Consider the following 12,344-nt stretch of genomic DNA (forward strand, 5'->3'; position numbering starts at 1 on the left):
TCAGTTGTCCTACCCTGCGGGAAGCCGCTGGCGCGTCTATGTCCCTTGTCAGTTGTCCTTTACAAATGACCAATGACCAATACAACTCTTGGAGAGGCTGCACTTCTCTACGAGACGCTCCGCGAACGACTAAGCTCAGTGACCACGCCAACGGCTACGCGGTAGTTGAATCTCGACTTCGCTCGATTACCGCGCAGTCGAAACTCAGTACAAGTGACCAATGACCAATGACTAATGACTAATGACTAATGACTAATGACTAATGACTAATGACTAATGACTAACAAAAATCCCAAATCTAAAATCCCAAATCTGTTACTCCCTTGGCTGGATACTCTAGCAATTACTGCTTGGGGCATTTTGATGTTGAGATATTGGCTAACTAATAAGTTGAATCTGTTGATTCATCCAAATTACTTTTGGTTAGTGATTGTGACTGGTATCAGCTTCATCATTATTGGTTTGTTCAAGATGCAGGAACTTTGGCAACGGCGTCGCCGTGATGTTATGCCAAACACCCAGCATATTAGTTTATTTCCCCCTGGTTGGGGCAGTGGTTTATTGTTGACTACAGCAATTCTAGGTTTTATCATTACACCGCAAGTTTTTGCTAGTGACAAAGCACTCCAAAGGGGGGTGACGACTGATTTATTGGGAAGCACACGTGTCAAACCCCAAGCTTTTCGCGCTACTGTTCGTCCAGAGGAGCGATCGCTTGTAGACTGGGTACGCACTGTCAATGTCTATCCTGAACCAGATACATATACAGGACAAAAAGTCAAGGTGCAGGGATTTGTGATTCACCCGCCCGATATAGGAAAAGAATATTTGTTTTTAGCACGATTTGTCTTAAGTTGTTGTGCAGCAGATGCTTACCCTGTGGGATTGCCCGTCAAGCTACAAAATAATCAAGAGCTTTATTCTGCTGATACATGGCTGGAAGTAGAAGGACAAATGGTGACAGAAAATTTGGCAGGTAAACGCCAACTTACCATTGCCGCTAACTCTCTGAAAAAGATTCCTCAACCTCAGAATCCTTATAGTTATTAGTTATTTGTTGATGACAAATGACAAATGACAAATGACAAATGACAAATAACCAATGACTAAATCTAAAGCATTCCAACCACTAGATCGGATAGCGATCGCACTAATGTTACTGCTAAGTGTGCTGATTGGGTTAATCATCTTGCAAGGTGATGTGGTAACTGCTCGTGTCCGGGAATTTACTTGGCAAAATCAACAAATTGGGGCAGAAGATAATTCCTTCACCCTCACCTTCAGCCGCCCAATGGAAACAAAAAGCGTCGAGGATAACTTGAAAATCGAGCCACCCCTAGCAGGTAAATTCAGTTGGGCAGGGCGGCGGATGGTTTATACACTGGTGACACCAGCCCCTTATGGCACAAATTATAAAGTGCAGTTACAAGGAGCTAAAGATAAATTTGCGGAGCAAGAGGGCAAAAATCGGCTGATACAGGCCTTTACAGGTAGCTTCCGTACACGCGATCGCGTCATCCTTTACATCGGAACCGACAAAGAAGAACAGGGACGCTTAGTTCTTTACAACTTAACCCAAGAGCAAAAAAGGGTACTTACCCCCAAAGACCTGATAGTAATCGACTTTGAGTCATTTCCTGATGGAGAGAAAATTTTATTTTCTGCTCGCGCTGCAAACAATCAAGACTTACTTTCAGCCCAACTGTATACAGTGACAACAGGTGTTTCTGCGAAATCTGGACAAAAAGCACAACCAGAAGGCAAAGTTGACCTGACTTTAGATAGTAAAGATTATCAAAACCTGAAATTTGACTTATCACCTGATGGGCAAACTATTGTCATCCAGCGAGGAAATAAAACTAATCCTGGTGACTTTGGACTATGGTTTATGCCAGCAATCAGTGATGGTTCCGCAGAAAAACCCACCCCGAAACGCCTAAAAAGCCAGCCGGGAGGAGACTTTATGGTGACACCAGATAGTAAAGCCGTAGCTGTTGCTCAAGGACAGGGAGCAGCGATTTTACCACTGCAAGGTGATGCCAGTAAACCTTTGGATTTTCTGCCGCAGTTTGGTTTGGTACAAGCTTTCTCCAAAGATGGCTCTCAAGCCGCGATGGTAAAGTTTAATACAGATTACACGCGGGATTTGTTTTTGGTGACAAACCAAGGTGTGCAGAAACAACTATTAAAAACAACAGGTTCAATTCTCAGTTGCCAATTTGACATCGCCTCACCCACCCTCTACTGCTTGCTAACACAGCTAGTATCCAAGGAACAATACATAGAGCAGCCCTATGTGGTGGCAATTGATTTGAAAACCGGGCAACAGAAACCATTGTTAGTACTGCCTCCTGCCCAACGGAATGTGCAAATGAGTTTATCTGCCGACGGTTTGGGCTTGTTATTTGACCAAGTAGTACCGCAGACAAATCCCCCAGCATCATTACCCACAAACACTTTAAAAACTGATGATGGAGATACGATCGCTACCAGTAGCCTGTGGTTAATGCCTCTGTTGCCCATCGCTGATGCTACAACTGTTGAAATTAAACCAGAACAACTCCCCTTGGCCGGGTTTCATCCTCGATGGCTACCTTGAGAGAATAATTGCTAAGTCGATTTCGGAAGGTTAGTTAAGGTGTCGCCACCAAAAATCAAGTTGAACCTAATGGAGTTCAGTTCCATCCTTACGGAGCAGATAGCGATCGCTAATCAACTTCAAGACTACTCTACCTATTTCTGGATGCATTTTCTCAATGACTGGTTGCACAATAACGCCTTCCATGATGCAGTCGGGACTGACTACACTATTGGCATTATTGAACTGAGACACCGCTCCCCAAGTGTAAGCACCGATATAAAGCACAGGTACTCTTGGCAAAGCAAATTCCTCGCAAAAAGTCACAAAATCGCTGTAATTGAGAAAATAACTGCCGCGACGCACAGCAAATATAGCAATTCCAATGTTCCCATTATTCAAGCCATATTTTATATCTTGTACGCCGTAGATTTCTCCAAAAATCTGAGTTCCTGGTGGAAGTTTTTGGAAAGCCTCGTTTTCGTTGTAAGCACGAATATAAACTAATTTTTTGTTGAATTCGCTGTTTTTCCAAAAGTAATTATGGCTGCCAATTTTAGTTGTGCCATCAGCATCAACTAAGACAGTGAAGTTATTTCCGTGCAACTTCTCTGTTACAACAACTTCTTCACCTTCAATGAGGATATTTTTGTAACGTTTTAGGTTTTCTGGACTAGGGAATTTGTAATGTCCAATAAAACTCTCTACTTCCCCGCTCATTCCTTGAGGAATTGGATATTCGTACTTTGTTACACCAAAATACTCCGTGTAGTCGTCTCCAACATTTCCCGTAAAGTTTTTACCAACGGGAATAAGCAAACCCTCAGAAAAAATTCCGCGAAGTTTCGCAGCACGCAGTTTTTTTGAGTAGTAGTTACGAATACCAAACTCATCTAAAAAGTTTTCTGGAATAACACTATCAATAGGAAAGTAAAAAGCTAAATCTCCAGGATTCAAGTTACCTTTGACTATAATTACCTGATACCCCATATCTTCAATAGAGGCAATATCTAGCCGATCGGCATTGGGATGAGGATTAATGCTATTGATTTTGACAACTTCAACTTTAAAAATACTCATAGCTCATCTCTTTTCAAAAAAATCTATTTTAGAAAAACTCTAAATTTATTACAAAGTATGTGCGCGTAGCTAGCCGTGCATACTTTTCAAATTAAAGCTGAAACCTTTGAAAACCTAAACTTTGACTGTTTTGTAGTAGTGTGGCAAGGCTAAAATAGTTTTTGAAGCTAAAGGCTCATAGTCGTCTTTAGCTTCAAAAATAAAGCATAAATATAATGTCTTGCCACGCTACTAGGGTGCATTAGGCTGGGTCTTTGGGTTTAATTAAGTAATCAAGCAAACCTGATATTACGAATTATAAATTAGTAATTATTTGTTGATAATTTATCCAAGCTTCCCAAAAAATATAAATTGATAGTATTCCTAAGAAGATGCGAAGTACTAAGCTCACAGTAGAATCTGGTAGTTTTGGCAATGTGCGAGTACTCATTTGAACGCCTAAAAGACCGCCACATCCCAAAACCATACCTTGAGTAAACAGAATATTTCCTTCTAATGTATGTCCTGTGCAGGCAGCTAAACCAGTAATGACAATCACACCCAAACTAGTCTGAATTGCTACTTTAATTTCTTCTCCCAGTAATAACATTTGCAGCGGAACCATAATCGTACCGCCACCTAAGCCGAATAAACCTGCTAAAATTCCTGCTGCTCCCCCGGTTCCAATTTTAGAAACTAATGGGTTGAATATTGGGGCTATATCCTCTTTTTCCTGGAAGGACAGTTGCTTGCGAAGCTCAATCAGATAGATGTTAGCAAGTAGTATGATGCCAAATGTAAATAGTATTATATAAGATGGAATTTTATTGGCAAAATATACACCTATTCCAGTAGTTAGAAAAGCTGGGATTCCTAAATAAATTACTCGTTTAAAGTCAAAGTAGCCCATCCACCAATTTTGCAAACTTCCAGAAATTGAAGTAATTACAATAGCAAGGCTACTAGTAGCGATCGCCTGAACGGGAGTATAACCTAGTGTGACTAAAAGAGGAATTGTGATAATGCCGCCACCTATTCCTAAAAGTCCAGCTATGACTCCAGATATTAAACCTCCACTCCCTAAAATCAACCAACTAAAATCAATCATAAATAATTCTTTTTCTAAAGACTGACTTAGTGTGATTAACCTTGTACTGTCACCGGATGGCTAACAACACCTCCGTAAAGCAATCCAGAGTCATTCCACGGAACTGTACTCGGTTGTGTATTACCTAAATTGTCAGTAGCACGAGCCTGGAGAAAATATTCCCCAGGAAGTGGGTTCCATTCAATGTCCCAGCGTACCCACGCAAATGGAAAATTTGGTTCTCTCAGTCGTGCAAATTGCCAAGTTTTACCACCATCTAGACTGACTTCCACACGAATAATTTTTCCTTTCCCAGACCAAGAACGTCCACGTAGTAAGTGGGTTTTAGCCGAAAGCGTAGCTGGCCAAGCCAACTCAAAAGCGCTCTTAACATTTTGGTAGGTAATCAGCTTACCTTTATATGGTGCGATCGCTGGGTAGTCTGTACCAACTAGCACCATCTGCTCCGTCACCCACTGGGTATATATCGGTGTTTCAGAAACCTCAATCCGTTCAATCCATTTAACGTTGGCGTTTCCTCCCCAACCAGGGAATAAGACACGGCACGGCTGACCATGATCTGGAGGTAATGGTTCTCCGTTCATGGCGTAGACGACGAGCGAGTTATCTGCTAATGCTTTGCTAATTGGAACTACACTGCTGAACTTGGATTTATTTGTCTCCTTTGAGTCCAACGAATCCACATCTGCACCCTCAACGAGTACATCTTTTGCTGTGGATTTCAATCCAGCTCGTTCTAATAACATACCAAGTGGTACACCAGTCCACTCAGCCACACCAATAGCCCCAAGTCTCCAAAGTGTTCCAGGGAGTGGTGTGTTGTAAGCTTCTTCAAAGAAGCGCCGACCGTTAGCAGCACACTCAATAGCGCAAGTGACTGAGATGGATGGCATGGCGATGATTTCATGGTAAGTAAATTCGCAAGGTGCAGAAACGCCAGTTCCATGAATTTGCAAACGCCATGTAGATGGGTCAAACGGGGGAGGTGCGCTGCGGTTGTGAACATAGAACCAATCATTTGGTACTAAATAGCCACGCCCATACATCGCTTCCCAGTTCATCTCTAATGTGCCTTTGCTATGAGAGATGTACCCTGGTGGTAATGGCTTAAGTATTTTGCTGCCTTTAGTTTTAATAGCTGTCTGACTGTGAGCAGGCGCAGGTTTAGCTAACCCCGCGATGGCTGTTGCGCCAACCATAGTGGCTAGTATTTTCAGAAAGCGCTGGCGCGAAATACCCACATCTGTACTTTTTTGCCAAATGCACTGTTCAACCCGTGCCTTTAGATAATCCTCCTGGTCAAAGAGGTTTTCATCGCTCAAGCTATTACCCCCTTTTAATTCGTAATTCGTAATTAAGAAACAGAGAATGAATGAGTAGGGGAGAAGTTGCAGTAAGTCTTTCCCCTCTGCACCTCTGCTTCTTCCAATGCCCTGAAAAAACTAGCTGTTTATCGCTGTCCAAACACCAGTTATCTGATCTTGTGTATAGTTGGGCAAATAGTGAGCCAATCCGTTTTTAGCTATTTGAGCGATCGCATTTATAAAGCGATCGCAATCTTCTAATGTATTATATACAGCAAAGCTGGCTCGGATAATACTAGGAATATTACGTGTAATTCCTCTATCTACTTCCTCAGCAATCTCACAGTCTTGCTCGTCTGAAACATTCTTGAGTTTGCGAATATATTCATAAGTGCAGAAAGCCCCAGCCCGAACGCCAATGCCATATTCTTGTGCCAGAATCTCTGCTACTAAGCGTCCGTCAAATCCATCAATATCAAAGGGAATAACATGGGCTAAGTTATCTCCGGGAATATGTATTTTGACACCAGAAATCAGCCCAAGCCGTGTATACGTAAATTCAACTAGAGAGTGTTCATACTGAGCAATGCGATCGCGCCCTACTGTTTCGATAATTTCAATCGCCTTGGCAATGGCGATCGCACCCATTGCGTTTGGTGTTCCGGGGTCATGGGCCCGTTCTGTATAAAAACGCTTGATCTCTAGGTTTCTCGTGATATAAGGCAGGTTTCCACCCCCAATTTGATAAGGGTAGGAACTATCAAAAAATTCCTTTGGCCCTAGCAAAACCCCGGTTCCATAAGGGGCGTACATCTTATGTCCAGAGAAAGCCACAAAATCTAAATGACATGGGTCATCATCAGCACGCATATCAACTCGTTCATGCTGAATCAACTGACACACGTCGGCAAATATCTTCGCACCATACCGATGTGCTAAAGCTGCAATTTCGTAAATTGGGGGTCTGTAACCTGTAATTGTTGAAGCACCTGTAATAGTTACTAACTTAATTTGCTCGGCTTCGGGGAGATTTTGGTGTGCTTTGAAAATATCTTCAATTTCTGCGACATTTACACTTCCATCCGGCTGGGTTCTGTACTGCACAACTTCGTCTCTAGTAACCCAAGGCAGAAGGTTAGATGAATGCTCAATATCAGAAACTAAGATTTTCCCAGGTTTTTTTGCCCAAAGTGTGGCAGCTCCATTAATTGCTTCTGTTGTATTCTTCGCAAAGATTACATAGTTGTCTAAAGATGACCCCACAAAGTCGCGAATAATGTTCCGACTAGCGTCATATTCTCGTGTAGTGATGACGGACTTTTGCCCAGAACCTCGATGTACGCTGCCATAGGTATCAAGCATTTCGTCCACATACTGCTTGAGGGTTGCAAAGGGTGTGGTTGTAGCTCCATTATCCAAGTTGACGTACTTGACATAGTTTCCGTTAAGAGTTTTCACCTTGAAAGATAGAGACTCATCTGTAAATAACGGTCTGATTTCTTTGTCCCAAAAGCTGTCACAATTTTCTACAAGCAGCGGTAATTTAGCAGTCTCTTGCTTGATATTTGCGCCTATTGCAAGTATATCAGTCATCTTTAGCACCCCGATTTTAAATTTTGATTTTTTGGAAAAAGCCTAACTGCCGCAGCACTTTATTTCGCGCTACAACCAGATTAATTACCAGTAACTATGGTCTTTATAATTACTTTATTTCTAGTAGAAAACGCGGTCATTACAATTATTCTTTAATAAAATAATTAAAATTGATATCCGTAACAATGCTTAAATCTAGTATTTTTATTGTAAATTAACATACAGTGTAAATAAAATTACTAAGTAATAAAGTATACTTTAAACGATTTTATTCCAGTCATTAAACAAACTTGACGTATTGAAGATAAGTCGATCGAAAAGCTTATAACCAATAAAACCTGCAATTGCTTACTGGCAATATATTTATCGAGAAAAAAGCCCTGACTAAGTTGAGATTACTCTTTAAAAAAGTTTTATATTTTACTTAGGCCACTTGTTACATCTTTATTAAGACTTTATAAGTATTTACTCGCATGGTTCGGGATCTCTTAACATTGCAGTTATAGTGGAAGCTCTTAGTTGTTTGCTGACATTAAATAGCGATCGCTTAGGATGAGAGAATTATCATTGAAGAGTAGATACTTGTACGGATATCTATATTTAAGTACTCAATAAGGCATTACAAAATGTATTTCAGGAGACAATCATAATTTATTTCTTAAGACAGATGCGATTTTAAAAAATAAAGTATAATCTGAGGCAGTTTTTTCATATAAAAAACTTCATCAGCCAGCCAATACAGTTTAATTTTTAATGTATCGGGTTTCTCCTCTCTCTCGCTTATCCTCAAAGGCGGCCAGAGTTACCCTTCCACCTCTTCTTGACGGGGCAGAGCATCATAGTGTTATAACGGCATCAGTCTAGATACAAAATGGGGAACACCAATTGATGATTAATTGCTGGTGCTTGGAGAGAGTTAAACTTAGCTTCTAGAGCAAACCCTGATTAGACACAGTTGATAAGCAATGCTAATGCCAGCGCTGCTGAATATTTTTAAGCAGGTGAGTCGAGAGTGATGAATGAAGCTGACACCTCAAACAAGGGGGCTGTGATGGAATCCCTAAATTCTGCTAATTCGCCACAATCAGAACAGGCGAGTTGTCCCTTTTACTCAGTTGTGCCTAATGACAATATGACAGTTAAAAAACTGCCACTCCTCATGCCAGCTGAAGATACACAATTTTTACAAGATACTCAAGATACTACCCAGCAGGACTGGGTTGCAGAGCCTGAAAGCGGCAAACAAGCACTTATTGACTCGGAATTTCAGAACCTGCTGGCATTGAACGAAGAATTACGTGCGGCTAACAATAATTTGTATGCACAAGTGGAGCAGCTAAAAGACAACCTAGCTGAGTCAGAAAAGGTTTTGCAGTGGCAGAAAACGCGTTCTAGCGTTAGTGAGTCGATGCTCAACCAACACACTCAGGAATTAGCGGCGGCTCAAGAACAGATAAAATCTTTATTTCAACAATTAGAAACTGCCGTACAAACTGTTCAACGTCAGGAAATTTTCACTGATACTTATAAAGCACAGCTACAAATTAGCCAACAACGCCTGGCCCAGTTAGAGCGAGAATGTACGTTGCTACACACTAATAACAACGAACAATCTCAGCAGTTATTGCAGTCAGAAAATGTTTGTCGGGAGTTACGTACAAGACTGATGCGACAACAACGCCAGACGCTGCAATTCAAAGCAGCTTTGGAAAAATGTCTAGATACATCGGTTCCTAGCTATGACTCCTTAGAGGATGCTGCAAAACATCCTAAAGACATAACTAGTAGCCAAGGAAGATTTTCTAGAAAAGCTCGGTCTTTGTTTCCTAATGCACAGCCAATTCAACCTTGGTCAGCAGAAGAAGAATCCTTAAGTAACGATCTTGATAATTCTTGGGGTGAACCTTCAGCACCAATCCCATTCCAAAGAAATGAAGCCTTTGCAACGCCGCCATCATCTCCTTGGAACTGGACAGTTAAGAAAGACACGCCAACACCAACACAACCCGCCCCATCTCCAGAAGTTGATGATTCTCCAGATACAACTGAAGCGGTTTCACCTTCGGGTTCATCAAATTTAGATCAGCAATTAGATAGTCTAATCCAAATGTTTTTCACCTCCCAGCCTGCATCGACATCACCACCAGCTACTGCGAAAACGGATGTTAGTGATGCCCCGATTTGGGAGACTTTAGCAACAATTTTAGAAGACGATAAGGAACTAGAAAATCCACAGGAGGAGCAGTTGGAAGCAGAAATTAATCCTCCTGCAACTACCTCTACTTCTTGGACGACGGATTCTGTGCTTTCACCAGCCAATAACTTGCTGGTTTCCTCCACTCCATCTCACACCGAAACGCCTGTTGGAGAAACTGAAGACTACTGGTCAGAAGTTTCACAATTGTCAGCAAGTGATTTGTCCTCAGAGTTATTAGGTGATAACACCAATGATGACAATTCACCTTCACCAGTAGTTTATCCCCAGCGTCCACCCAAGGGGCGTAAGTCATTGGCATCTGTAGAACTGCCGAATTTTCGCCCCAAGAGTTAGTCATTTGTCATTTGTCCTTTGTCCTTTGTCTAAATACTAATGACTAATGACCAATGACCAATGACTAATGACTAATTCAGAATCCTTGCTTCTGACTTCGGAATTATGGCTTCTGGGTTGGATTTTGCCACCTGACTTGGCGATCGCGGTTTGCCTGTGGCGATCGCATAATTAATCGCCAATAGCCACAGCCATAAGCCGGGATTCCGGGGTTCTAGCCAAGAACCTACCCGGTTTAAGAAGCGCGGGAACCACGGACTCAGTAAAGCACTAATCAGCGCATGACGACCGAAGTTGAAATAACTACCAAGCCATCGCACTAAATCTCTAGGGCCAGCAAGTTCCCAAATCCATAAAAGTAAAGCAGGATTTTTCCTAGCGGCTTTCAGTGCTAGGCGGTTAAAGGTTAACCAATCACACCGATCTTTGATGAAGTTATCTGCCACCTCTGGCGGTTCGTCTGCTAACAGCCCAAAGAAGGTGTTGAGCATGGAGTTAATCCGCTGCGGCGGTAAAAATTTCCCTGTGGGTACCATCATCCCTTTGGAAAATAGCCAAGTCACGGAAACGTTGCTTTGGTAGGCGCGAATTTGGTTCAGGTGGCGGAAACTCAACAAGTCATGTTTGAGAGCAGTATCCAACAGCGTTGTTAAGCGCTCTAAGTTGCGAACTAGGGAACCAAAACCGGTGAAAACGAGGGGAGACTGGAGTGATGCCGCATCACCGATCGCAATCAATCGATCGAAAGCAACTGTGCGATCGCGACTTCCCACACTAAAATGCCCTGGTATATACCCAAATGTCGGCTTTTTCCACACCAATTTGTCCATATCGCACCTGCGATACTCTGGCAAAATTGTGAAAAAGTCTTCGTACATTTCTAGCAAGGAACCAGGATTTTCAGCATTGACTTCGTGGTAATGAAATAAATAAATCGTCAGTTCCTCATTTGCTGCGGGAAACAATTCCCAAATCAACTGCCTTCCCCGCGAAATATCCCCATGACTGTAAAGAACGTCCCCATATTGGGAATCCCATACTCCCTGCTCAAATCCGCTCTCAATTGCCGCTCCCACCGTCGGACAGACACTATCAAAGGCACGACCACCGTTTAATTGCCAAGCAATGGGTGACGCAGTTCCCATTGCATCTATTAGCAGTCGTCCACTTACTTGCTTCTCAATTTGACTGGGCAAGTGCTTGACTTGCAAAACTACCTGTGATATATCAATATCTGCACGGATAAATTCTGTTTCATCCCAAATTTCACCGCCTGCCGCTTGCAGTTTTTGCCCACACATTTGGAGCCATTTTTCGGAATCCAAGCCTAAATTTAGGACTGTGGGTGTGTGGAGGACGGGCGATCGCAGTTTGGCTGGATTATTAGCATCAAAAAACTTATTGAATCCGTCTTTGTATTCCCTGGCAATGATGGTTTCTAACTCAGCGGGGGTGACTAAACCCAAGTTAACCAAGCTTTGAATCTCGTCGCGCGAAATATTCCATTCTCGGTTCATCCGCCCAAAGGGCATTCGTTCCACCAGCAAGACTTTATATCCGAGTTTTGCCATCAGTGCTGCATGGATTGCACCGAGTGCGCCACCGATATAGATAATGTCGTACTGGGCATGGGGCACAAGGGGCAGAGGGGAAAGACTTACTGCAACTTCTCCTCGGTCACTGAGCGTAGCCGAAGTGCTGCTCCCCTGCTCCTCTGCTCCCCCGCTCCCCTGCTCCCTGTTCCCTGCTCCCTGCTCCCNTTCTCCTCGGTCACTGAGCGTAGCCGAAGTGCTGCTCCCCTGCTCCTCTGCTCCCCCGCTCCCCTGCTCCCCGGCGAAAACACTACTTGACGCGGCTGCTGCGGATTCCGCACTCCTTCGCGCCATCGTTTTTCCCACCAATAGGCACGAGTTAGGTCATATTCACCGTTGGGCATTTTCTGAAAATACTTGACGGTCAGGGGGTAAGTAGAGCCTAGTGCGGCAAATATTGATTGCTGGGATAAATCAATTGCTGGCGGTTCTGGGTAATGATGCGGAAAACGGCTTCTGATTTCCTTGGTCAAGCGTTGCAGAATTTCTCCTTCACCGGGAAAAGGTTGTTCTGCCCAGCGAAACACTTTCAGATAGGTAGTTCGTTGCACCGACCAGA

Annotated in this window: 8 protein-coding genes; 3 read left to right on the forward strand and 5 right to left on the reverse strand. The window is 42.9% G+C overall.

The annotated features are described in order from the left end of the window. The first annotated feature begins 276 nt into the window (after positions 1-276). Complete coding sequence (locus CDG76_RS13940) at positions 277-1,050, forward strand: TIGR03943 family putative permease subunit (protein ID WP_094349596.1); 774 nt, start codon at positions 277-279, stop codon at positions 1,048-1,050. A 52-nt stretch (positions 1,051-1,102) separates the two neighbouring features. Continuing rightward, complete coding sequence (locus CDG76_RS13945; protein WP_094349597.1) at positions 1,103-2,599, forward strand: Ig-like domain-containing protein; 1,497 nt, start codon at positions 1,103-1,105, stop codon at positions 2,597-2,599. Between the two features lie 66 nt (positions 2,600-2,665). On the opposite strand, the gene CDG76_RS13950 is transcribed toward CDG76_RS13945, so the two are convergent. The 4 genes from CDG76_RS13950 to CDG76_RS13965 form a co-directional block, all read right to left on the reverse strand. After that, positions 2,666-3,658, reverse strand: a complete 993-nt coding sequence (locus tag CDG76_RS13950; RefSeq protein WP_094349598.1) for an RNA ligase (ATP) — start codon at positions 3,656-3,658, stop codon at positions 2,666-2,668. Between the two features lie 295 nt (positions 3,659-3,953). Beyond that, on the reverse strand, positions 3,954-4,745 hold the full coding sequence (locus tag CDG76_RS13955) for a sulfite exporter TauE/SafE family protein (protein WP_094349599.1): 792 nt from the start codon (positions 4,743-4,745) through the stop codon (positions 3,954-3,956). 35 nt (positions 4,746-4,780) lie between these two features. Further along, positions 4,781-6,067: a sulfite oxidase gene (locus CDG76_RS13960; protein ID WP_094349600.1), complete on the reverse strand. Its 1,287-nt coding sequence runs from the start codon at positions 6,065-6,067 to the stop codon at positions 4,781-4,783. A 120-nt stretch (positions 6,068-6,187) separates the two neighbouring features. Next, positions 6,188-7,642, reverse strand: a complete 1,455-nt coding sequence (locus CDG76_RS13965; protein WP_094349601.1) for an aminotransferase class V-fold PLP-dependent enzyme — start codon at positions 7,640-7,642, stop codon at positions 6,188-6,190. Positions 7,643-8,657: 1,015 nt separating this feature from the next. Here CDG76_RS13965 and CDG76_RS13970 point away from each other — a divergent pair. After that, positions 8,658-10,193 (forward strand): hypothetical protein, encoded by a 1,536-nt coding sequence (locus tag CDG76_RS13970; RefSeq protein ID WP_094349602.1) that lies wholly within the window; start codon positions 8,658-8,660, stop codon positions 10,191-10,193. A 71-nt stretch (positions 10,194-10,264) separates the two neighbouring features. Here CDG76_RS13970 and CDG76_RS13975 read toward each other — a convergent pair whose 3' ends face one another. Further along, positions 10,265-11,830 (reverse strand): NAD(P)/FAD-dependent oxidoreductase, encoded by a 1,566-nt coding sequence (locus tag CDG76_RS13975; RefSeq protein ID WP_223265234.1) that lies wholly within the window; start codon positions 11,828-11,830, stop codon positions 10,265-10,267. Positions 11,831-12,344 lie beyond the last annotated feature (514 nt).

Origin of the sequence: Nostoc sp. 'Peltigera membranacea cyanobiont' 210A (assembly GCF_002246015.1) — a bacterium.
Taxonomy (GTDB): domain Bacteria; phylum Cyanobacteriota; class Cyanobacteriia; order Cyanobacteriales; family Nostocaceae; genus Nostoc.